This is a genomic window from Devosia sp. ZB163 (assembly GCF_028613635.1).
GTDB lineage: Bacteria > Pseudomonadota > Alphaproteobacteria > Rhizobiales > Devosiaceae > Devosia_A.
Genome location: NZ_JAQRMY010000002.1, coordinates 301,903 through 323,520, shown reverse-complemented (window position 1 = coordinate 323,520; position 21,618 = coordinate 301,903). Strand labels below are relative to the sequence as shown.

The 21,618-nt window shown below is 65.6% G+C and carries 19 protein-coding genes; 12 read left to right on the top strand and 7 right to left on the bottom strand.

The window, feature by feature from the left end:
• The first annotated feature begins 325 nt into the window (after window positions 1-325).
• The 6 genes from PRN20_RS09775 to PRN20_RS09750 all read left to right on the top strand — a co-directional run bounded on the left by PRN20_RS09775 (window position 326) and on the right by PRN20_RS09750 (window position 6,364).
• Window positions 326-997, top strand: a complete 672-nt coding sequence (locus PRN20_RS09775) for an outer membrane protein (RefSeq protein WP_273957139.1) — start codon at window positions 326-328, stop codon at window positions 995-997.
• Window positions 998-1,063: 66 nt separating this feature from the next.
• On the top strand, window positions 1,064-2,641 hold the full coding sequence (locus PRN20_RS09770; protein ID WP_273957138.1) for a tetratricopeptide repeat-containing sulfotransferase family protein: 1,578 nt from the start codon (window positions 1,064-1,066) through the stop codon (window positions 2,639-2,641).
• A 179-nt stretch (window positions 2,642-2,820) separates the two neighbouring features.
• The gene (locus PRN20_RS09765; RefSeq protein WP_273957137.1) at window positions 2,821-4,311 is read left to right on the top strand and encodes a replicative DNA helicase; all 1,491 of its coding nucleotides are present in this window, start codon (window positions 2,821-2,823) and stop codon (window positions 4,309-4,311) included.
• Window positions 4,312-4,313: 2 nt separating this feature from the next.
• On the top strand, window positions 4,314-5,450 hold the full coding sequence (alr, locus tag PRN20_RS09760; protein WP_273957135.1) for an alanine racemase: 1,137 nt from the start codon (window positions 4,314-4,316) through the stop codon (window positions 5,448-5,450).
• Window positions 5,451-5,533: 83 nt separating this feature from the next.
• A complete protein-coding gene (locus tag PRN20_RS09755) occupies window positions 5,534-5,788 on the top strand; it encodes a GlsB/YeaQ/YmgE family stress response membrane protein (protein ID WP_273957134.1) in 255 nt (84 codons plus the stop codon).
• A gap of 27 nt (window positions 5,789-5,815) precedes the next feature.
• Complete coding sequence (locus PRN20_RS09750; RefSeq protein WP_273957133.1) at window positions 5,816-6,364, top strand: YidB family protein; 549 nt, start codon at window positions 5,816-5,818, stop codon at window positions 6,362-6,364.
• Here the strand turns inward: PRN20_RS09750 and PRN20_RS09745 are convergent, their stop codons facing one another.
• Window positions 6,365-6,913, bottom strand: a complete 549-nt coding sequence (locus PRN20_RS09745) for a hypothetical protein (protein ID WP_273957132.1) — start codon at window positions 6,911-6,913, stop codon at window positions 6,365-6,367.
• Between the two features lie 205 nt (window positions 6,914-7,118).
• Between PRN20_RS09745 and radA the strand changes: the two genes are divergently transcribed.
• The 4 genes from radA to PRN20_RS09725 all read left to right on the top strand — a co-directional run bounded on the left by radA (window position 7,119) and on the right by PRN20_RS09725 (window position 11,730).
• Entirely contained in the window at window positions 7,119-8,507 is a 1,389-nt protein-coding gene (radA, locus tag PRN20_RS09740; RefSeq protein ID WP_273957131.1) for a DNA repair protein RadA, read from the top strand.
• Window positions 8,508-8,629: 122 nt separating this feature from the next.
• Window positions 8,630-9,259, top strand: coding sequence for a CvpA family protein (locus PRN20_RS09735; protein WP_273957129.1), 630 nt, complete (start codon window positions 8,630-8,632; stop codon window positions 9,257-9,259).
• A 90-nt stretch (window positions 9,260-9,349) separates the two neighbouring features.
• A complete protein-coding gene (gene purF / locus PRN20_RS09730) occupies window positions 9,350-10,840 on the top strand; it encodes an amidophosphoribosyltransferase (protein WP_443112546.1) in 1,491 nt (496 codons plus the stop codon).
• A gap of 152 nt (window positions 10,841-10,992) precedes the next feature.
• Window positions 10,993-11,730, top strand: a complete 738-nt coding sequence (locus PRN20_RS09725) for an SDR family NAD(P)-dependent oxidoreductase (protein ID WP_273957126.1) — start codon at window positions 10,993-10,995, stop codon at window positions 11,728-11,730.
• A gap of 44 nt (window positions 11,731-11,774) precedes the next feature.
• Here PRN20_RS09725 and PRN20_RS09720 read toward each other — a convergent pair whose 3' ends face one another.
• The 5 genes from PRN20_RS09720 to PRN20_RS09700 all read right to left on the bottom strand — a co-directional run bounded on the left by PRN20_RS09720 (window position 11,775) and on the right by PRN20_RS09700 (window position 19,336).
• On the bottom strand, window positions 11,775-13,037 hold the full coding sequence (locus PRN20_RS09720; protein ID WP_337956249.1) for a hemolysin family protein: 1,263 nt from the start codon (window positions 13,035-13,037) through the stop codon (window positions 11,775-11,777).
• Between the two features lie 143 nt (window positions 13,038-13,180).
• Window positions 13,181-16,306, bottom strand: a complete 3,126-nt coding sequence (locus tag PRN20_RS09715) for a glycosyltransferase (RefSeq protein ID WP_273957124.1) — start codon at window positions 16,304-16,306, stop codon at window positions 13,181-13,183.
• Window positions 16,307-16,353: 47 nt separating this feature from the next.
• Window positions 16,354-16,701, bottom strand: a complete 348-nt coding sequence (locus tag PRN20_RS09710) for a hypothetical protein (RefSeq protein ID WP_273957123.1) — start codon at window positions 16,699-16,701, stop codon at window positions 16,354-16,356.
• 327 nt (window positions 16,702-17,028) lie between these two features.
• Window positions 17,029-18,459 (bottom strand): ribosome biogenesis GTPase Der, encoded by a 1,431-nt coding sequence (gene der, locus PRN20_RS09705; RefSeq protein WP_273957122.1) that lies wholly within the window; start codon window positions 18,457-18,459, stop codon window positions 17,029-17,031.
• A gap of 28 nt (window positions 18,460-18,487) precedes the next feature.
• Window positions 18,488-19,336, bottom strand: a complete 849-nt coding sequence (locus tag PRN20_RS09700; RefSeq protein ID WP_273957121.1) for a tetratricopeptide repeat protein — start codon at window positions 19,334-19,336, stop codon at window positions 18,488-18,490.
• A gap of 405 nt (window positions 19,337-19,741) precedes the next feature.
• Between PRN20_RS09700 and PRN20_RS09695 the strand changes: the two genes are divergently transcribed.
• The gene (locus PRN20_RS09695; protein WP_273957120.1) at window positions 19,742-20,161 is read left to right on the top strand and encodes a L,D-transpeptidase; all 420 of its coding nucleotides are present in this window, start codon (window positions 19,742-19,744) and stop codon (window positions 20,159-20,161) included.
• Here PRN20_RS09695 and PRN20_RS09690 read toward each other — a convergent pair.
• Window positions 20,158-20,577: a YbaN family protein gene (locus tag PRN20_RS09690; protein WP_273957119.1), complete on the bottom strand. Its 420-nt coding sequence runs from the start codon at window positions 20,575-20,577 to the stop codon at window positions 20,158-20,160. The two genes, PRN20_RS09695 and PRN20_RS09690, sit on opposite strands and share 4 nt — an antisense overlap.
• A 172-nt stretch (window positions 20,578-20,749) precedes the next feature.
• Between PRN20_RS09690 and PRN20_RS09685 the strand changes: the two genes are divergently transcribed.
• Window positions 20,750-21,610, top strand: coding sequence for a YwqG family protein (locus PRN20_RS09685; RefSeq protein ID WP_273957118.1), 861 nt, complete (start codon window positions 20,750-20,752; stop codon window positions 21,608-21,610).
• Window positions 21,611-21,618: the final 8 nt, after the last annotated feature.

The window sequence follows — 21,618 nt, the reverse complement described above, 5'->3', positions numbered from 1 at the left end:
CTCTGCTACTGACCAATGGCGCGAGTCGAAGGGCTGCGGTGTAGCACGCGCCGAAAATCCCTTGCCCGCTCGCGTGCCTGTATCCGGTCGAAGGCGCTGTCCTCGGCGATCCGCTGCCCAGGGGCTCGCGCCCTCCCCGTGAGCAATACCTGCTCTCTACTTGCGAAAGGCGCTGCGTTTCTGAACAGCAAATGAACAAAATTCGCAGAAAGTGTTGCGCGCCAACGACATACCACGCGAATTCAAGTTCCGAAACAATCCAGCGCCTTTCACCGGACTACCGACTCTGCCATACGGCTGGCAGTATTTCTTGGGAGAAGTATCTATGGTGAAGCGTCTTCTTTCCGTGGCGACCGTCGCTGCGGCAGTCTCGATGGCCGGTGCGGCCACCGCGGCGGATCTGATCGTCGATGCGCCCGTCGAGGCAGTTACCGCCTCCGAGCCCGGCGACTGGTATGTGAGCCTGTTCGCTGGTGGCGTCTGGGCTCCGGGCCTGGAGGGCGACTACTACGACAACACCTACGACATCGACACTGACACCGGGTACATGCTCGGCGTCGCTGTTGGCACGAAGGTCTTTGACGCGCTGCGCGTCGAGCTTGAGCTGTCCGGCGGCTCCTCCGGGATCAACGAAGTCTCGGACCCCGATGATGTCTGGGCCGATTTCGACGGTTCGGTGTCGACCCTCTACCTGCTGGGCAACCTTTGGTACGACCTCGATGTAGGTGGCGGGATCACGCCTTACGTCGGTGGCGGTGTCGGTCTAGGACACGCCAACATCGACTTCACAGACTGGAACTGGGAGGTTTCTGGAACTGGTCTCGCCTTCCAGATTGGCGCTGGCGTCCAGTTCGAGATTGCGAGCGGCATCGCGCTCGACCTTGGCTATCGCTACAAGGCCATGCCCGGCCTGACGCTCGAAGACGAAGACGACGAGCCGCTCGACGTCAATATCGGCAGCCATGTCGTTCAGGCTGGGTTGACCTTCAGCTTCTAGCTTCGACTACCAGGCTCATTGAGTGCCGGCGAACGCTCGCCGGCACTTCCCTTTTTGGAGATGAGGGTGCCGGGACAAAGTGACGATCGCGGCGACCGGTATGGCCGCCTGTTGCGACAGGGCATGGCACTTCAAAAGCAGCGGCGGTTCATTGAAGCCGAGTACGCCTACCAGTCGGTCCTGCGTGAGGCCCCCCACCACCCCGATGCGCTGAACCTTCTCAGCACACTGGCGTTGGAGGCGAAGCAGCCTGCCGCCGCGGTAAGGCTGGCAGAGCAGGCAGTTCGCCTGCGCTCCTCCGAGCCGCAGTACCTCAACAATCTCGGTGTGGCATACATCTCCGCTCGCGACCTCTCGAAAGCGGAGCGCGCCCTGGCGAAGGCAGTCGAGCTGCAACCAGACTTTGTGGACGCGATCTGCAACCTGGGACGCGTGAACAAGCTCATGAACCGCTCGGGCGCAGCACTGGCGTTTTATCGCCGAGCCCGGACGCTGGCACCCGGCTTACCAAAAGCGATCGTAGGTCTCGGCAACGTACTCACCGACCTGGGGGAGGTCGAAGAGGCCACCAGGTTGTTCCGTCGCGTGCTGAGGCAATATCCCCGGGACAGGCAGGCTCTTGTCGGATTGGCTGTTGCCCACAGATTCACAAGCTCCGATCCCGAGCCACGCATACTGCTCGAACTTGCGGGAGAGCCGAGCGACGATCCGCAGGCCCACTCCGCGCTCCAGCACAGCGCAGCCAAGGCACAGGCGGACCTTGGCAATTTCGACCAGGCTTTCCAGCTCTTCTCGCGGGCAAAGAGCCACTACGAGCGAACTTATGACTTTGCGAAGTACGTCTCCCTGCATCAAGAACTCATAGAAGTTCTCACTCCAGCCTTCTTTGCAGACCGAAGGGACTTCGGCATAGACAGCGAGGTACCGGTCTTCATCGTCGGGATGCCGCGATCCGGGACCACGCTCACCGAGCAGATCGCTTCGAGTCACAGCCAGGTGACGGGCGCAGGCGAACTGGGGGTTCTAGGCGACCTCGCTCGCGATCTCGGGGGAGCCGACACACCCGGGACAGCGCTCCAACGGCTCACAAGGAGCCAGTCCCGCGACATTGCCAAGCTCTATCTGGAGAAGCTGCGCCAGTATGGCGGGCCTGGGCTCCGCATCACCGACAAGATGCCGCACAACTTCGAGCATCTGGGCCTGATCGCCCTGCTGTTCCCCAATGCGCGGGTCATCCATTGCATGCGCGATCCCATCGACAATTGCGTGTCGTGCTTCACGCATCATTTCAATGAGAACCACGGGTACAACATCGACCTTGCGGTGCTCGGGCGCTATTATCGCGAGTACCGGCGGCTGATGGCGCATTGGCGCGAGGTGCTGCCGATCCGGATGCTGGATTTCTCTTACGAGGCGCTGATTGCCGACCAGGAGGGCAAGAGCCGGGAGCTAATCGATTTCCTCGGGCTCGAGTGGGAGGAGGCCTGCCTCGACTTCCACAAGACCGAGCGGCTGGTAAAGACCCCGAGCCGATGGCAGGTGCGGCAGCCGATCTACAGCTCGTCGGTCAAGGGCTGGAAGAAGTACGAGGCGCACCTTGGGCCGCTTTTCGAATCACTGGGCGAGATGGCAGTGCTGGACTGACCCAAGCCCTTCCACCGATTCGCAAATCAGCCGCCACAGTTTCCCCCGCTTTCAACACTAACCACAATGGGCTGCCTCATCGGCGGCCCGATTCGGTCACGCGTGGGTCACAATTGGTGGGGCCGGCTGCGTAAGGCTGGTAAAGCGATCCTTAACAAACGGAGAGTCCCCGAGTCGCCATGGCCGACAACAACGTGCATCGCCTGCATCCGGACGGGGAAAAGCCCTTCCGACTCGCCCCCCACAACGTGGAGGCCGAACAGGCGCTACTGGGCGCGATCCTCGTCAACAACGAGGCGTTCTACCGCGTGTCGGACTTCCTCATGGCGGAGCACTTTTACGAGCCGATCCACCGGACGATCTACGAGGTGCTGGCCAAGATCATCCGGGCCGGCAAGACGGCGACTCCGGTCACTGCCAAGACCTATCTGGCCGACCAGCTGACCGCCGAAATGACCATGCCGCAATACCTCGCGCGGCTTGCGGCGGAGGCGACTACCGTCATCAACGCGGCCGATTACGGCCAATCGATCTACGACCTCGCCATCCGCCGGAACCTGATCCAGATCGGCGAGGAGATGGTGCAGGTCGCCTACGACTCCGATGTCGAGGCAACGGCAAACAAGCAGATCGAAGAGGCCGAGAAGGCGCTGTTCGATCTCGCCGAAAAGGGCCGCTACGACGGCGGCTTCCAGAGTTTCTCGGCGGCGCTGACCGAAGCCATCAAGATGGCCGGCGAGGCCTATGGCCGTGACGGCACGCTGTCGGGCACCGCCACCGGGCTCAACGACCTCGACCGGCTGATGGGCGGGCTGCAGCGCTCGGACTTGATCATCCTCGCGGCGCGTCCCGCCATGGGCAAGACCTCGCTCGCCACCAACATTGCCTTCCATGTGGCCAAGAGCTTCCGCGGCGAAGTGCAGGCCGACGGGCACACCAAGACCATCGATGGCGGCCATGTCGGCTTCTTCAGCCTCGAAATGAGTGCCGAGCAGCTGGCGACGCGTATTCTCGCCGAGCAGGCCGAGATCTCGTCGTCGGATATCCGGCGCGGCAACATCCACGAGAGCCAGTTCTCGAAGCTGGTCGACACCTCGAACCTGATGGCGCAGGTGCCACTCTATATCGACGACACCGGCGGCATCTCGGTGGCGCAGCTCGCCGCCCGTGCCCGCCGGCTGAAGCGCCAGAAGGGCCTCGACCTGCTGATCGTCGACTATTTGCAGCTGCTCAGTGGCTCGTCGAAGAAATCGAGCGAGAACCGGGTGCAGGAACTGACCGAGATCACCACCACGCTCAAGGCGCTGGCCAAGGAGCTCGAGGTGCCGATCATCGCGCTCAGCCAGCTGAGCCGACAGGTGGAAAACCGCGACGACAAGCATCCGCAGCTTTCGGATCTGCGCGAATCCGGCTCTATCGAGCAGGATGCCGACGTGGTGCTGTTCGTGTATCGCGAAGAGTACTACCTCAAGAACAAGGAGCCCAAGGAGGGCACGCCGGAACACTTGGCGTGGCAGGGCGAGATGGAACAGGTGCACGGCAAGGCCGAAGTGATCATCGGCAAGCAGCGTCACGGTCCCACGGGCACCGTGCAGGTGAGCTTTGAGGCGCAGTTCACGCGCTTCGGCAACCTCGCGCGCGCCGACTACCTGCCGGAGAGGATGGAATAGTGATGGCGGCACCGGCCATTGCGACCGGTTACGGCGGGCGGCTCACGGTCGACCTGGGCGCCCTCAAGCGCAACTGGCAGGCGCTCGACAAGGTCAGCCGCGGCGCCCTGACCGGCGCGGTAGTGAAGGCCGACGCCTATGGCACGGGTATCGCCCAGGCCTCGCGCGCCTTCTACGAGGCCGGGGCCCGCTTTTTCTTCGCCGCGACACCCGACGAGGGCATCGCGGTGCGTGCCGCCCTCCCCGAAGACAGCCACATCTTCATCCTCTCGGGGCTCTATCCGGGCTCTGCGCCGCTTTATGTCGGCGAGCGGCTGATGCCCTGCCTCGCCTCGATCCCGATGCTCGAGGAGTGGCTCGCGGCCTGCCTGCAGTCGAACCAGGCGCTGCCGGCGGCGCTGCACTTCGACACCGGCATCAACCGGCTCGGCTTCCGGCTGAACGAGACCTCGATCGTCAAGCGCATGATCGAGCAGATCGGCTACCAGCCGCAGATGATCATGAGCCACCTCGCCTGCGCCGATACGCCGGCGCACGAGAAGAACCGCACGCAGCTGGCGCTGTTCACCTCAGTGATGGCGCAGTTCCCGGGCGTTCCGGCGTCGCTGTCGAACTCGGCCGGGCTGATGACCAACCGGGAGAACCACTTCCAGATGGTCCGCCCCGGCATCGCGCTTTATGGCGGGCGCGCCGTTGCCGGACGCCGCAATCCGATGTCGCCGGTGGTGACGCTCGAAGCGCCGATCCTGATGACCAAGGACGTCAAGACCGGCGAAACCGTGGGCTACGGCGCGCTGCAGACGGTGTCGCGCGACAGCCGCATCGCGGTGGTCGCGCTCGGCTATGCCGACGGCTTCTTCCGGGCGCTCTCGTCCTCGAACAACCATCGCGGCACCAGCGTGGTGATCCGCGGGCAGGCGTGCCCGGTGGTCGGCCGCATCTCGATGGACATGTTCGGTGTCGATATCACCGACCTGCCCCAGCCCCCCGCCCCGGGCGAGATGGCCGAAGTCATCGGCAAGCAGGTGACGGTGGACGACCACGCCGACATCGCCAACACCATCGGCTACGAGATCCTGACCAGCCTCAAGGGCCGCTACTCGCGGAACTACATCGAGACCGCCGCGCCGTCGGCCTGATCCGCGGCAGGGAACTCCATTCCATCGCAGCGCGTTCTGGCGACGTCCGCACCTCCCGCGGGCTGGTCGTTGGGGAAGCGTCGATGGGTATTGTCTGGACACTGCTGATCGGCCTTGTGGCCGGCATCGTCGCCAAGCTCATCCTGCCCAACAGCGGTGGGCCGTCCGGCTACGTGATGACGGCGGTGCTCGGGATCGTCGGTGCCTTCCTCGCCTCGTTCCTCGGCCAGGCCTTCGGTCTGTATCAGCCGGGCGAAGGCGCCGGGCTGCTCGGGGCCATCGTGGGAGCGGTGATAGTGCTGTTTATCTACGGCGCCTACATGCGGCGCCGCACCTAGCAGCCGACACTCGAAAGGAGTTTTGGCATGGCGAAGAACGGTATGCCCTCTATGCTCGCCCTTCTCGGCCTCCTGGCCGTGGCGGGCTACCAGAACCGGGACAAGATCTCCGACGCCCTCAAGGGCCTGCAGAACCGCACCAACCCGGATGGTACTCCGGTGCAGGATGGCCTGTCGGGCATCCTGGGCGGACTGGGTGAGCTGTTCGGGGGCGGCAGCCCCCAGGCGGCCGGGCAACCCGCACCTGCCCCGGGCAGCGGGAATGGCAATGGAAATGTGCTGACGGGCGGCCTCGACGACCTGATGGACAGCTTCCGCAAGTCGGGACAGGCCGACACGGCGGATTCTTGGGTCAACATGAACGTGCCGACGCAGGGACTGTCGCCATCGCAGGTCGAGCAGGCCGTCGGCGCCGAGAACCTCGCTGAGCTGTCGCGGCGCACCGGGCTGTCCCGCGAGGACCTGCTGGAGCGGCTGGCTACGACAATCCCCGCAGCGGTCGACCGCGCGACGCCGGGCGGCAACATGCCCGCTTCGGATACCGAGATGCGCGACCGGATGTTCGGCACGTTCTGATCACCCTGCGGCGGCGCCACCAGTGGCAACGACGCGGATGGAAGCATCGCGCAGTCGTTTGTGCATGCGCACGTCCCGGCGGACCGGCCAGGGTTCGAAGACCAGGAGTTCGATCGGGCGCCAAAGCACGACCCAGCCTGCAATACCGAAGCTCTCCCCCAGCACGCGGCGGATGAAGCCGGGCAGGAAGGACATGGAGCTGATCGAGGCCGAAATCAGAAGGCAGCCGGCCAGAAGCGCGATGCCGATCCGCAGCGAATAGTGTCCGGAACGCCGGAGCATGCGCAACTCCGACGCATCACGCGCGAGCCGTTCGTCGCAATAGCCGCGAATGGCCGCCGCGACCACGATCGCGTCGCCACCCTCCGGTGTACGGATCACGACGGTGATGGGCTCCGCGGTACGCCCGAGGCCGGCGTCCTCGATCGCATCTATCAGCTGCTGCATCCCGGTCCGACTCGAGAAGCGCCCCTCGAACGGGGCGATCTCAGGCGCGGCGAACAGGTCCTCGAGGCGGTCCAATTCGACTGTTACCTCGGGTTGCGACATGGCGGGGTCCGCAGATCGGGATGCGCATGATAGCTCGGCTCCATTGTGGGAGCGTTGCGGGGATCAGCACAATTTCGAGCGCGCCTGGCCCGTTCACTCACAGCTCACTTGTGGCCAGGCGAATAACCCGCGACAGCGTTCACTCTTCGTTCTTGCAATGCCGGGCATAGTCCGGCTAACTGATCCTTCGATTCCGGGGCACTTCATGGCGCGCACCAAAACCTCCTATGTCTGCCAGGCCTGCGGGTCGACGAGCACGCAGTGGCAGGGCCGGTGCGAGTCGTGCGGCGAGTGGAACACCATCGTCGAGGAGATCGTCGATTCGGGGGTTGGCGCGGGGCCCAAGTCCGCAATGGCCGGGGGCCGGCCTATCGAGCTGCTGCCGCTTTCGGGCGAGACTGAAACCGCGGCGCGGGTGGAATCGGGGATCGCCGAGCTCGACCGTGTGACCGGTGGCGGCTTCGTGAAGGGCTCGGCGGTGCTGGTAGGTGGCGATCCGGGCATCGGCAAGTCGACGCTGCTGCTGCAGGCGGCCGCGGCGCTGGCGGACCGGGGCCGGCGCATCGTCTATGTGTCGGGCGAGGAGGCGGTGGCGCAGGTGCGCCTGCGCGCGCAGCGTCTCGGACTTGGCGACAAGCCGGTGCTGCTCGCCAGCGAGACCAATGTCGAGATCATCCTCGCGACGCTGCAGAACGGCCCTGCCCCCGACCTCGTCATCATCGATTCGATCCAGACGCTGTGGACCGACCGGGTGGAGAGTGCGCCGGGGACAGTGACCCAGGTGCGCACATCGGCTCAGGCCCTGACGCGCTTCGCCAAGAAGTCGGGCGCGGCGGTGGTGCTCGTGGGCCACGTCACCAAGGACGGGCAGATTGCCGGGCCGCGCGTCGTCGAGCACATGGTCGACGCGGTGCTCTACTTCGAGGGCGACTCGAGCCACACCTTCCGCATCCTGCGCGGCGTGAAGAACCGCTACGGCGCGACCGACGAGATCGGCGTGTTCGAGATGTCGACGCTGGGGCTGCGCGAGGTCGCCAACCCCTCGGCGCTGTTCCTCGACCAGCGCGACAAGGATGCCGCGGGCTCGGCGGTATTCGCCGGCATGGAAGGCACGCGGCCGGTGCTGTGCGAGATCCAGGCGCTGGTGGCGCCCTCCCCGCTCGGCACGCCACGGCGTGCGGTGGTGGGCTGGGATTCGTCGCGGCTCTCGATGGTGCTGGCGGTGCTCGAAACGCGCTGTGGCGTGCGCATCGGGGCCAACGACATCTATCTCAACGTCGCGGGCGGGTTGAAGATCAACGAGCCGGCGGCAGACCTTGCGGTCGCGGCGGCGCTGATCTCGTCGCTGATGGGCTCGCCGCTCCCCTCCTCCAACGTCTATTTCGGCGAAATCTCGCTGGCGGGCGGGGTGCGGCCCGTGGCGCATGCGGCGATGAGACTGCGCGAGGCCCAGAAACTGGGCTTTCAGGGCGCGGTCACGGGGCGACTGGGCAAGGGCGACGTCCCGTCCGGGATCGTGGTCGGCGAGTATGCCGAACTTGCCGAACTCATCGGCAAGATCGCGGCGCGGGCGCAGCGGCAGGCGGCGGAGTAAGGCATGCGCGACGCCTGCGCTTTCCGTGAACATCGGCCATGCGCGCCATCCTCCCGGCTTGGCTTTGCCGGAATTAGCGGTTACACGGGTCTCGAAGCGGGTCCCAGCGGTGGGTTTCATACATGTTGACTGCATTCGACGTCGGCATCGGCGTTCTCGTGCTGATCTCGGCGATCCTCGCAACCGCGCGCGGATTCACTCGCGAGGTCCTGTCGCTGGCCACCTGGGCCGGCTCGGCCGCCATTGCGGCCTATGCCTATTTCAACCACAAGGAAATCGCCCGGCAGTACATCGCCGAGGAGCTTGTGGCCGACATCGTGACGGTGGGCGGCACGTTCATCGTGGCGCTGATCATCCTCCACCTCATCACCATGCGGATTGCCGACTTCGTGGTCGACAGCCGCATCGGGCCGCTCGACCGGACCCTGGGCTTCGTCTTTGGCGTCGCCCGTGGCGTGCTGATCGCGGTGGTCGTGGTGGTCTTCGGGCTGTGGCTGATGTCGAACAACCTGCCGAGCTGGGCACGCGACTCGCGCTCGCTGCCGGTGCTCGAGGATCTCGGCAACAGCCTCATCGGCATGCTGCCGCCTGACCTCGAGAAGCAGGTGACGGACCTGCTGCATCGCGGGACCGGTAGCGATGAAGAGCCGCCCGCCGAGGGAACGACGCAGGATGCCGCGCCGGAAGAAGGCACGGACCAGCTCGAGAACGACGCGCCGCTGGACGCGGCGCCGGCAAGCAACACCCGATGAACTTCGGGTGAGCGCATTGTAATTTCGCGATCGGGACCGCACTTGCGGTCCCGTCGACTTTTGGCCCGCCACCAAGCCGAGGTGCACGTCGTGAACGACCACGCCAAACCGCTCAACGAATGGGAATACGATACGCTTCGCGAGGAATGCGGCGTGTTCGGCATCCTTGGGCATCCCGAGGCTGCGACGCTGACTGCGCTGGGCCTGCATGCCCTGCAGCATCGCGGACAGGAAGCGGCGGGCATCGTCAGCTTCGACGGCAAGCAGTTCCATTCGGAGCGCCAGCTCGGCCTCGTGGGCGATCACTTCACCGACCCGGCGACGGTCAAGCGCCTCCCCGGCCACATGGCCATGGGGCACGTGCGCTATTCGACGACGGGCGAGACGATCCTCAGGAACGTCCAGCCGCTGTTCGCCGAGCTCGAAGTGGGCGGCATCGCCATTGCCCATAACGGCAACTTCACCAACGGCCTGACGCTGCGCCGGCAGCTGATCGCGCAGGGCGCCATCTGCCAGTCGACCTCGGACACCGAGGTGGTGCTGCACCTCATCGCGCGCTCAAAGAAGGTCGCCTCCTCCGACCGCTTCATCGATGCGCTGATGCACCTCGAGGGCGCCTTTGCCCTCGTCGCCATGACGCGCACCAAGCTGATCGGCGCGCGCGACGCCAACGGCATCCGGCCGCTGGTGCTCGGCGATCTCGACGGCAAGCCGATCTTCGCGTCGGAAACCTGCGCCCTCGACATCATCGGCGCCAAGTTCGTGCGCGATGTCGCGAACGGCGAAGTGGTGATCTGCGAGATCCAGCCCGACGGCACCTACACCATCGACTCGGTGAAGCCATTCGCGCCGCGGCCGGAGCGCATCTGCCTGTTCGAGTATGTCTACTTCGCCCGCCCCGACTCCGTGGTCGCCGGCCGCCCGGTCTATGCGGCGCGCAAGAAGATGGGCATCAACCTCGCCAAGGAAGCGCCGGTTGAGGCCGACGTCGTCGTGCCCGTTCCCGATGGCGGCACGCCCGCGGCGATCGGCTATGCGCAGCAGAGCGGCATTCCGTTCGAGCTCGGCATCATCCGCAACCACTACGTGGGCCGCACCTTCATCGAGCCGACCCAGTCGATCCGCGCCTTCGGCGTCAAGCTCAAGCACTCGGCCAACCGCGCCGAGATCGAGGGCAAGCGCGTCGTGCTGATCGACGACTCGATCGTGCGCGGCACCACCTCGGTGAAGATCGTGCAGATGATCCGCGATGCCGGGGCACGCGAAGTGCATATCCGCGTCGCCTCTCCGATGATCTTCCACTCGGACTATTACGGCATCGACACGCCCGATCCGGAGCACCTGCTGGCCAACCAGCACGCGAACCTGCAATCGATGTGCCACTATATCGGCGCGGACTCGCTGGCGTTCCTGTCGATCGACGGGCTCTATGAGGCCGTCGGCGGCATCAAGCGCGACCCGGGCAACCCGCAGTTCACCGACCACCAGTTCACCGGCGACTACCCGACCGGCCTCACCGACCTCACGGGCCGTTCCAAGAGCGCTCCCAAGACGCTGTCGCTGATGAAGGAAGCGAGCTAAGCCGCACAGTACAGAAGCCCCCGGGCCGGGCCCGGGGTGACGGTGGAGGCGGTGCCGGCGGTGCAAGGTGACCGGACGACTATCCGCCGCACTGGCATCGGGCGCGCTTCCTCGCTAGAAGCGCCGCAACATCACAATCGGGCCTCCCTCGCATGACCATGTCCAAATCCCTCGCGGGCAAGATCGTCCTCGTTACCGGCACTTCGCGCGGCATCGGCTACCAGGCCGCACTCGAGGCAGCGCGGCGCGGGGCGCATGTCATCGCCGTGGCGCGTACCGTCGGCGGCCTCGAGGAACTCGATGACGAGATCCAGGCTGCCGGTGGCAGCGCTACGCTGGTGCCGGCGGACCTGCGCGATGGCGATGCCATCGACCGGCTGGGCCGCGCCGTGTTCGAGCGCTGGGGCAAGCTGGACGGGCTGGTCGCCAATGCCGCCATGCTGGGCGTGCTGAGCCCGGTGGCGCATTTCGAGCCCAAGGACTTCGACAAGGTGATGGCGCTGAACGTCACCGCCAACTACCGGCTGATCCGCTCGCTCGACCTGCTGCTGCGCCAGTCCGAAGCCGGCCGCGCGGTGTTCGTGTCCTCCTCGGCGGCGCGCTCGGGCAAGGCCTTCTGGGGCCCATACGCCGCGAGCAAGGCGGCGCTCGAGGCGCTGGTGAAGTCCTATGCAGCCGAGACCGGCGGCGTCACCAATGTGCGGGCCAACGTGTTCTATCCCGGCGCGGTGCGCACGGCGATGCGCGCCCAGGCGGTGCCGGGCGAGGATCCGGAGACCCTGCCCCCACCGGCAGCGGTGGCGCCCAAGCTGATCGACATGATCGAGCCGGGGTTCAACGAGAACCGGATGCTCTACGACTGGCCCAAGTCGGAGCTCAGCGCACTCTAAGGGGATGCGCCCCTCCCCGCTTGGGGAGGAGCACGCAGTGGCGGCTAGGTCAGCCGCGTCACCAGCACCTTGTCGATGCGGCGGCCGTCGAGGTCCACGACCTCGAAGCGCCAGTGGCCGCGCTCGAAGGCTTCGCCCACCTGCGGCAGGTGGTTGAGCTCGGCGAGGACGAAGCCGGCGACCGTCTCGTACTTGGCGTCCTTGGGCACCGGCACGCCGATATGGGCCTGGAACTCGTCGACCTGCATCCAGCCCGAGACGAGGAACGAGCCGTCCTCGCGGGTGACGTAGGGCTTCTCGTCGCCTTCCTCCTCCTGGAACGCACCGGTGATCGCCTCGAGGACGTCGCCCGGGGTGACGATGCCCTCGAAGTGGCCGTACTCGTCAAAGACCAGCGCCATGTGCACCAGCGAGCCGCGGATGGCCTTGAGCACGTCGAGCGCGCTCGAGCGGTCCATGACCACGGGGGCCTGCTTGACCAGCGCGCGCACGTCGAGCGGCTGCTCGGAGAGCACGTTCTGGACGAGGTCCTTGCGGACGATCACGCCGACGATCGAATCCACCGGCCCATCCTGCACCGGCAGGACCGAGTGGCGCGTCTCGCGCAGCTTCTCGATCATCTCCTCGCGGCTTTCGCTCAGGTCGATGATCTCGACGTCGAGGCGCGGCGTCATCAGCCCGCGCGCCGAACGGTCGGCGAGGCGCATGACGCCCGAGATCATGTGGCGTTCCTCGGTCTCGAGGACGCCGGCGCTCTCGGCCTCGGCGATGATGGTCTTGACCTCTTCGTCGGTGACCTTCTCCTCGGTCTCGCCGCCCTGCCCCAGCAGGCGCAGCACGAGGCGGCCCGAGATGTCGAGCAGCCAGACCAGGGGCGCCGCGACCGAGGCGATGAAGCTCATCAGCGGCGCCACGCGCGTCGCCACGCCCTCTGCGTCGCGCAGGGCGATCTGCTTGGGCACGAGCTCGCCGATGATCAGCGAGAGGTAGGTGATGATGATGACGACGATACCGACGCCCAGCGGCATGGCGATACCGGGGTCGATGCCAGCGCCGACCAGCGAGTGCCCCAGGCGTTCGCCCAGCGTGGCGCCGGAAAAGGCGCCGGAGAGCACGCCGACCAGCGTGATGCCGATCTGGACGGAGGAAAGGAACTTGCCGGGGTCGTCCTGAAGCTTGAGCGCCACCCTGGCGCCGTGCTTGCCCTCGGCGGCGAGGACCTTAAGGCGGGCGGGGCGGGACGAGACCACCGCCAGTTCGCTCATTGCGAGCAGGCCGTTGACCAGGGTCAGGACGGCGACAATCATGATTTCGAGGAACAAGGCCATATCGGTGTTGCGGCCCCGCACTCAGCATCGGGTCGCTTTGGAGGCGGGAGTATAGCGGGGCTGCGCGGGGGCGCAATGAGGGTGAATCGGTGGCTGTGTCGCATGCCGGTTGCGCGAGCAGATCACCCCTTCCCCGCCTCCATGAGTCCCCGCGGAAGCGCAGTTACGTGGGCGGTTCGATGCAGCGTTCCCCAGCCGACGGCTGACCCCTGTATCGCCGAAACCACGGCCCGGATGGCGACGATGTAGATCAGCTGCCTGTAGAAGAAGCGCTGCGGAATCAGCCAGACGAGCAGCCGCCAATCCTCCTTCGGCTCGTGCCAGAACGAGGCGAGTGCCGCGAAGAAATCGATGAGGATGAACGCGAAGAACAACCCCAGGACGCCCTGCGCGACGTCGGTGGGCATGGTCGTGGAGTTGGTGAGGAGGTTCCAGCCCAGCCCCACGAGCGCGAGAATGGCTCCCAGGTCCGCCAGCGGCGCCAGCAGGGGAAAGATGATCTGGAACAGCAGCGTGTTGGGTAGGGCGACGAGGCCGACCGACATGGAATCGCGCAGGCCGAGGGCGCCCAGGTGCTTGAAGGCGACCTGCAGCGTGCCGTACATCCAGCGGAAGCGCTGCTTGTTGAACTGGCGCAGCGTCTCCGGCGCCTCGGTGAGGGCAATGGCCCGCTCCTCGTAGACCACCCTGTAGCCCTGGCGCAGCAGCTTCAGCGTCAGGTCGGCATCCTCGGCAAGCGTGTCGGTGGTGAAGCCGCCGGCGGCGATGACGAGTTCGCGCCGCCATGCGCCGATGGCGCCCGGCACGACACCTATGCAGTTCAGGTGCTCGAAGGCGCGACGGTCGAGGTTCTGGGCCGTGATGTACTCGAGCGCCTGCCAGCGGGTCAGCAGGTTGACGCGGTTGCCGACCTTGGCGTTGCCCGAGATGGCGGCGACGTTCGGATCGGCAAAGTGCGCTATCAGCCGTTCCGCCGTATCCGGCAGGAAGATGGTGTCGGCGTCCATGGCGATGACGATGTCGGTATGCAGCTGGCGGAAGCCCAGGTTGAGCGCGTCGGCCTTGCCGCCGTTCTTCTTGTTGATGACCTTGACGCGCGGTTCGCCGGCGAAGGTCGCGCGGCAGAGTTCGAGCGTGCCGTCGGTCGAGCCGTCGTCGACGACGACCACCTGCAGGTCGGGGAGCGACGAGGCCAGCAGTGACCGTACGGTCTGCACGATCACCTTTTCCTCGTTGTAGCCGGGAACGACGACACCTACGCTGAGCCGGGGCGGTGTCGGCAGCTTCAGGAGCTTGCGCACCAGCGGCGAGGTCTGCCGCCGCCGGCGACGCTGGAAGGACAGCACGATCAGGATGAGCGAGCGGGCGATGCCAAGGGCGACGGCCGCGCCAAAGGCGATGCCGAGCACACGCCCGACTTCGCGCATGACGCTGAAGCCGGCCGTCTGCAGGAACTGGACGGTGGGCGCACTGGCCGTCTTCGGCATCACTTCGTCCCGCGTCTTGCCGATCAGTTCGCTGACGGCGACGAAGCGGAAGCCCTCGGCCCGGGCCTTCTCGATGATTTCGGGCAATGCATCGACGGTGTGCTGGCGACCGCCGCCGCCATCGTGCATCAGGATCACGTTACCCAGGCCGGCGCGGGCCTCCGACAGTGTCGTCTGGACGATGCGCCGGGTGTTGGGCAGCCACCAGTCGCGCGAGTCGATGTTCATGTTGACGGCCAGGTAGCCAAGCTCGCTGATCAGCGCGAGGGGGCGGATCTCATCGGCTGTCTGGGGCTTGGTGTCGGTGGCATAGGGCGGCCGGAAGAAGATCATGTTCCGCCCCGTGACGCTCTCGAACACGCGCTGCGTGGCGTTGAGCTCGAGCCTCAGCAGGTCCTCCCCGATGCGGGAGATGTTGGAGTGGCTGTAGGTGTGGTTGCCGACCTCGTGCCCCTCCGCCACCACGCGCCGCAGCAGGTCGGGGTAGCGCAGCATCTGGTTGCCGACCATGAAGAAGGTGGCAGGCACGTCGTACTTCTTGAGCACGTCGAGTACCTGGGGGGTGTAGATGGGATCGGGCCCGTCGTCGAAGGTCAGCGCGAGCAGCTTCTCGTTGCCGCCTCCCCACTGCATGACCTCGAAACTGCGCGGATAGCGCGCGATGGTCTCTCCCACGATCTGGCTGCCGTCGGGGGAGAAGTCGACGTTCCGGAGGCCGTTCTCGGGCATCCCCGTGACGCGGATGACCTCGCCGGCGCCGTAGCGATCGATGTGGTGCGAGAACTTGATATCGATCAGGTCGCGGGCGGAGCCGTTCTGCAGGTCGGCCAGCACCCCCCAGATCGACGGATCCTCGGTCCCCAGCCGCCACAGGGCGATGCCGCGCGGAGACATGCTCTTTGCCACCTGCCACTGGTTGAAGGCGGTCGCCGCATCGAGCAGCCAGACCGCATGCTCGACGCCATCGTCGTCGTGGTACCCGAAGGTCGGATTGAGCCGCTGCGGGTCGAAGCCGATCTCGGCGCCCGCTTCGCGCGCCCGGCTGAGGGCCTCCTGCACCGAATAGGTCTCGGACCCGGCGGGGGACCAGTCGCGCGCCACGTTGGAGAGCGAAACGATCAGCTTGGAGGCAGGAATCTCTTCTGCTCGCCGCTTGATCCCGGCTTCGAACCAGGCCTGCGAGGCCAGTGGCCCGGGTCCGTCCAGGTCCCAGTCCTCCCCCTCCGCCAGCACGATCACCGCGTCGGAAACGGCGCTCAGGCGATGGGCATCGAGCGTGCGGTCGTCCATCGAAACGGTGTGGTAGACGAGCAGCCCGCGCGCCTGGAATGCGCCATAAAGCTCCTCGGCCAGCACCATGAAGGCTTCGGCGTCGTCCGGACCGACGCCCTGCAGGCCCATGGTGATCCCGGCGAAGTCGTGCTGTTCGACATAGGCGAGGACGTTCCCGACCAGCCGATGGCGCGCGGTTTCGTCGGACAGCAGTTCGTGCAGCCAGTCCACCTGCCAGTCATCGGCGATGTAGTTGTTGATCAGGGGCAGGATGCGCACGTTCGCCTGCTCGTTGGCGATCAGCTCGACCACCTCGTCGGTGCTCCCCTCGTCGTCCAGCGAAATGTCGCCGGCGCCGCTCGCGAGGTGCAGCCATTCGGGAAGGAGGACGTCGACGCTGGCGAGGTTCTCGCGTAGCGAGGCGATGCTCGCTTCGTCCCAGTTGACGTAGAAGGCGACCACATCCGGCCCGGCGGGCTCTGCTGGCACTGCCTCAGCGGCGCCGGCACGTCCGATGAACCAGCCGAAGACGAGGTCTAGGGGGTCGAGCCAACCACCCGCGCTACGCTGCTGGGCGTTGGCTCCTCGGGAAAAAAACCGACGACATCACCCGCTATCCCCGACTCGAGGACGTTTGGGTCAACCCGGGGAGCGCCCGCGGGCAGACCGGGCTGTCGCACGATGATCCGGTGTTCAGGCGACGAAAGCGAGGAGCCCTCCAGCTTCGGTCCGTTGAGGATGCTCACGAAGAGCACAGTCAACAACGACAGGATGCAGGCGAGGGCAAGCGACGACAGCGACTTGATTGCAATCCAACGATGCCTGGTGGGATCGAAGAAGACCGGCAAAGCGCTGCTTGGCAGTTTCTGTGTGGGGCGCGGCATGGCAAGAACTCGAATTGCACAACGACTTCTTCTTGCGAACGTCGCCCCGCCGCTAATGGACAGACGTTCACAGACGTTACAAACGCATCAGACCGTCTATCCCGACCCTTCGTGCGGATTGCCTCGCTCGGTCAAGACGCTTGGTGCGATTTCGTCGTTATAGTAGTTCGATCAATGGAATACAACACCGACACAATTTACTGAACCGGTAAACTGCAATCGAAGCTAAGGGAAATGACTGACTGGGCCGATCGACCTGCTGTCGAACGTCTTTGGTCCCCGCTCATCCCGGCGAGACGAACGGGCCGAGCGGGGGGCGCGAAGTGCCTACTTCTCGCTCTTGTCGAACGGGTTCTTGCCGCCGCGCAGCCAGAGCCGGATGGGCGTGCCGGGCAGGTCGAAGGTCTCGCGCATGCCGTTCACGAGGTAGCGCTGGTATGAGTTGGGCACGGCCTCGGGACGAGAGCAGAAGAGGATGAAGCTGGGCGGCCGGATCTTGGCCTGCGTCATGTAACGCAGCTTGAGCCGGCGGCCCGAAACGGCCGGCGGCGGATGGCTCTCGGTCATGGCGCCGAGCCAGCGATTGAGCCGGGCCGTCGAGACATGGCTGTTCCAGCGCTCCTCGATGGCGAAGATGGCCGACATCAGCTTGTCGATGTTGCGGCCCTGCAGGCCCGAGATCGTCACGAGCGGGACGCCCTTGAGCTGCGGCAGGTAGCGCTCGCACTGCTCGCGCAGCTCGGCCAGCTTCTCGTTCTTGTCCTCGATCGTGTCCCACTTGTTGACCGCGATCACCATGGCGCGGCCTTCGCGCTCGACGAGGTCGGCCAGCGCCAGGTCCTGCTTCTCGAACGGGATCTGCGCATCGAGCAGCAGCACCACGACTTCTGCATACTGGATGGAGCGCAGGGAATCGCTGACCGCGAGCTTTTCGAGCTTGAGCTCGATGCGCGACTTGCGGCGCATGCCTGCGGTATCGACGAGGTTGATGACGCGGCCGCCGTACTCCCACGGCACGAGGATCGAATCGCGGGTGATGCCGGCCTCGGGGCCGGTGAGCAGGCGGTCTTCGCCGACCATGCGGTTGATCAGCGTCGACTTGCCGGCGTTGGGGCGGCCAATGATGGCGACGTTGAGGTGCCGACGCGGATCCCAGCGCCGGACGGGCCCATCCTCGTCCATCCCCTCGTCGGTCACATCGACATCGACCTCGGGCATCAGGTCTTCGAGGGCATGGGAGGCCTCGGCCTCCTTCTCGGCCGCCGCATCGACGGCCTTGGAGACGATGGCGTGGAGATCGGCGAGACCCAGGCCGTGTTCGGCCGAAATGGCCACCGGCTCGCCGAAACCGAGGCTGTAGGCTTCCATCAGGCCCGGATCGGCGGCCCTGCCCTCGGCCTTGTTGCCGATGAGGTGCACGTCCTTGCCAGCGCGGCGCAGCACCTGGGCGAAGCGCTCGTCGAGGGGTGTCACCCCGGCCTTGGCGTCGATCATGAACAGGATGATGTCGGCGTCGCGGATGGCGATCTCGGTCTGCTGGCGCATCCGGTCTTCGAGCGAACCGTCGGTCCGGTCCTCGTAGCCGGCGGTGTCGAGCACCTTGAAGCGCAGGTCGCCGATGCGGCCATCGGCCTCGCGGCGGTCGCGGGTCACGCCCGGCGTGTCGTCGACCAGCGCGATCTTGCGGCCGACGAGGCGGTTGAACAGTGTGGACTTCCCGACATTGGGGCGGCCGACAATAGCGACGGTGACGGTCATCGGAACCCCAGATGCAGGCAGTCGGATATCAGTTGGCCGGTGCGGCCGGTGCGGGAGCGTCCGCGGCAGGTGCGTCGGCAGCCGGAGCTTCCGTGGCAGGCGCCATGGCAGGTGCATCCGCAGACGGAGCGGTATCGATCACCGGTGCATCGCCGACCGAAGTCTCAGCCGGAGCCGGATCGGCCGCTGCGGGCGCCTCGGCGGCCGCGACCGGTGCCGGCGCAGCGCCCTCGGCGGTCAGCTGGGCGAGATAGATGTTCAGCCGGGCGCGGGCCTCGGTGCTGGTCAGGCCATCGTTGGCCGCCTGCTCGAAGCTGGTGCGGGCACCGGCAAGATCGCCAGCCTTGTACTTGGCGAGGCCGATGACCTCGTTGGCGGCGTTGCGGAAGGTGCTGGCCGGGCCGGTCAGCCCGCCGACGCGCTGCTCGACCTGGGCGACATCGCCGCTATCGACCAGAAGGTTGGCCGCGAGGACCAGAGCCAGTTCGCGCAGGTACTTGTTCGATTCCGACGTCGAGATCGCGTCGTAGGCGGCGATCGCCTCGGGCGCCTTGCCGTCCTGGGCCAGCAGCGCGGCCTCACGGAAGCGCGCGAGTGTCGGATAGCCGCCATGACCGGCTGCGATCACGCCGTCGAGCGCCTTCTGGGCAGCAGCCACGTCGGCACCATCAGCAGCCTCGAGCGCCGAGTAGAACTGATCGGACGACTGGGCCGAGTTGGAATTCTGCCACCAGGACCAGCCTTCGTTCACGGCCACGGCAAGGACGACCACAACGGCCGCGCCGATGACGAACGGGCCAAAGCTCCGCCAGAGCTTGCGCGCACGGTCGCTGCGCAGTTCCTCGTCGATTTCGCGGATGATGTTTTCGTTGGACATGAAGCTCAAGCGGAACGGGGTTCGGGATTGGGGCCGCAACATAGTGAGGCGTCCTCCCGAATGCAAACGCTGAGACCAGTTGCCGTTGGACTTTGGCTCGATCCGGGTTTTTGCAGGGTCACGACGGCAGCGCAGCCGGAGAAACGGGCTCGCCCGGCACGCGCCGGTGCGTAGACAATCATGCGCAGGTCCCGGGCGCGATCTACTGCCGAGATTCCTGCCCGCAGGTTCATGGCAGCTCGAACATCAATAAATGAAAGAAACGACAGCTCGCGAGCAACCACGCTCGCAAGTTGATCGCGCGCATTCACGAGCACGCGAGCCAATATATGCGATGCTTCGTCTTAACCAGTCAGCAACAGGTACCGATCAAGCTTTGGACAATATCAGCAAGAGTATGCAGAAATGTTGCGACGCATTTTACTTATCTTGTCTGTCATTTTGCTTGCATCCCCCAGTCTGGCCGCTGATGTCGGGATCGTCATCGACATCTCGGACCAGCGGATGAGGGTTAACGTCGGGGGCGAGCGCGTCCATAGCTGGGCGGTATCAACCGGACGTAAAGGCTATGCCACCCCCCGCGGCACCTATGGCGTAACCCGCATGTACAAGGAATACTACTCCAAGAAGTACGACGGCTCGCCGATGCCCTACGCGATCTTCTTCCGGGGCGGCTACGCCATCCACGGCACCTATGACACCAAGCGGCTGGGCCGCGTCGCATCGCATGGCTGCGTGCGGCTCTCGCCCGATCACGCGCGGCGGCTCTATAGCCTGGTGAACAAGCACGGCAGCGGCAACGTGACGATCCAGGTACGCGGCTAGCGGCCCGAGGGCTCCGGGCGCGACAGCACGAACCAGGCGCAGCCGACGAACACCGCCAGCACGAAGAGCGCCACCGGCAGGCCGGGGCGTGCGCCGATCAGGAACAGCACGTAGCCGAGCACCATGCCGCTGCAGGCAAGCGTCTTGCCGCGCCGCGAGATCGCCCCCTCGGCACGCCATGCCTTGATGGTCGGGCCGAAGCGGGGATGCTTCAGCAGCCAGCCCTCCAGCCGCTCCGACGAGCGGGCGAAGCACCCGGCGGCGAGGATAATGAAAATGGTAGTCGGCATCACGGGCAGGAAAGCCCCGATGATACCCAGGGCAAGGAGCACGAAGCCGGCGACGAGATAGGCAGCCCGGATTGCGCTGGCACGTGGGCCGGCTTTTGTCTTGGGTTCGTCAGACTCAGGCTGCATTGGGTTCAGGGGCGGTCCGTCCGGCGACAGGAGCCGACCAGCCGACTCTGCGGGGCCACTCTCGCACGTTCAGCGCCCGAACCACAGCGCCTGATGCGACCCTGATGCTCTGTTGTCACCGCAAGACTCTGTAAATCATCGGTGATTCCTCGAACTAGAGTTCCGAGCGTCAATGCGTCAGACATCTGTTTGGGGCGCAGCATCGCTGGCCGAAAACAGGCGGATCTCAATCGTGGCTTCAACTGAAAACTCACATCCCGGACTGCCGATTACCGACTTCTTCGTCCCTCAACCGCTACTGCAGCATGCGGACTTCCGGACACAGGTCGTGCTTCAGCCTGTTTCGGACGAGACGGGCTCCGCGGCAGCCCGATCCTGGCTGGGCGGCATGCCGGAAATGCCCGCGGATCAGCCCTGGCCCGAAGGACCATCGGGCAAGATGGTGTTCGTTGCCCAGATATGCTGCTCCGATCTGCCCCGGATGCTGTGGGGTGGCATCGGCCCACGCGAGGGCTGGTTGCTGCTCTTTCTCGATGCCCTGCCGGTAGGGGGCGAGCCCTACAGCCGAATACTCCACGTGCTCGAGAGGGGCCCGGCACGACATGAGGGTTCGGAGATCGAGATCGACTTTCTGGACCGCCGCCATAGAGCCTCTCCGGGGACGGCGCCGGCGTTGCCACATGTTCCGATCGAGCTAGTCGCGCGGCGTACTCCGACCGACCTATACGCGCCGGTCCGCCCGGGAGAGCACAGCATGGGTGGACTGCCGACGATCGGCTGGGATGTGCCCGACCAAATGAGGGTCAGCGCGTACGCGCCGCCGGCGTTGCGATCCGCCTGGGCACAGGAATACGCCTACCTGAACATCAATCCAGTGGACGTCCAGCAGGTGCTGCTGTTCCAACTGGCCACCGATGGCGTGGCCGGCTGGATATGGGGTGACATGGGCACCGCCCTGGTAATCATGCCGCGCCCTGATCTAGTTCAGAAGCGCTTCGACCGGGCCTACCTGACCATCGAGGGTGGCGGTTGACCTCGCAA

Bases quoted from the DNA above. Each gene is read 5' to 3' on its own strand.
- PRN20_RS09775 (WP_273957139.1), top strand. From the start codon at position 326: ATGGTGAAGCGTCTTCTTTCCGTGGCGACCGTCGCTGCGGCAGTCTCG.
- PRN20_RS09765 (WP_273957137.1), top strand. From the start codon at position 2,821: ATGGCCGACAACAACGTGCATCGCCTGCATCCGGACGGGGAAAAGCCC.
- alr (WP_273957135.1), top strand. From the start codon at position 4,314: ATGGCGGCACCGGCCATTGCGACCGGTTACGGCGGGCGGCTCACGGTC.
- PRN20_RS09755 (WP_273957134.1), top strand. From the start codon at position 5,534: ATGGGTATTGTCTGGACACTGCTGATCGGCCTTGTGGCCGGCATCGTC.
- PRN20_RS09750 (WP_273957133.1), top strand. From the start codon at position 5,816: ATGGCGAAGAACGGTATGCCCTCTATGCTCGCCCTTCTCGGCCTCCTG.
- PRN20_RS09745 (WP_273957132.1), bottom strand. From the start codon at position 6,913: ATGTCGCAACCCGAGGTAACAGTCGAATTGGACCGCCTCGAGGACCTG.
- radA (WP_273957131.1), top strand. From the start codon at position 7,119: ATGGCGCGCACCAAAACCTCCTATGTCTGCCAGGCCTGCGGGTCGACG.
- PRN20_RS09735 (WP_273957129.1), top strand. From the start codon at position 8,630: ATGTTGACTGCATTCGACGTCGGCATCGGCGTTCTCGTGCTGATCTCG.
- PRN20_RS09725 (WP_273957126.1), top strand. From the start codon at position 10,993: ATGACCATGTCCAAATCCCTCGCGGGCAAGATCGTCCTCGTTACCGGC.
- PRN20_RS09720 (WP_337956249.1), bottom strand. From the start codon at position 13,037: ATGATTGTCGCCGTCCTGACCCTGGTCAACGGCCTGCTCGCAATGAGC.
- PRN20_RS09710 (WP_273957123.1), bottom strand. From the start codon at position 16,701: ATGCCGCGCCCCACACAGAAACTGCCAAGCAGCGCTTTGCCGGTCTTC.
- der (WP_273957122.1), bottom strand. From the start codon at position 18,459: ATGACCGTCACCGTCGCTATTGTCGGCCGCCCCAATGTCGGGAAGTCC.
- PRN20_RS09700 (WP_273957121.1), bottom strand. From the start codon at position 19,336: ATGTCCAACGAAAACATCATCCGCGAAATCGACGAGGAACTGCGCAGC.
- PRN20_RS09695 (WP_273957120.1), top strand. From the start codon at position 19,742: ATGTTGCGACGCATTTTACTTATCTTGTCTGTCATTTTGCTTGCATCC.
- PRN20_RS09690 (WP_273957119.1), bottom strand. From the start codon at position 20,577: ATGCAGCCTGAGTCTGACGAACCCAAGACAAAAGCCGGCCCACGTGCC.
- PRN20_RS09685 (WP_273957118.1), top strand. From the start codon at position 20,750: ATGCGTCAGACATCTGTTTGGGGCGCAGCATCGCTGGCCGAAAACAGG.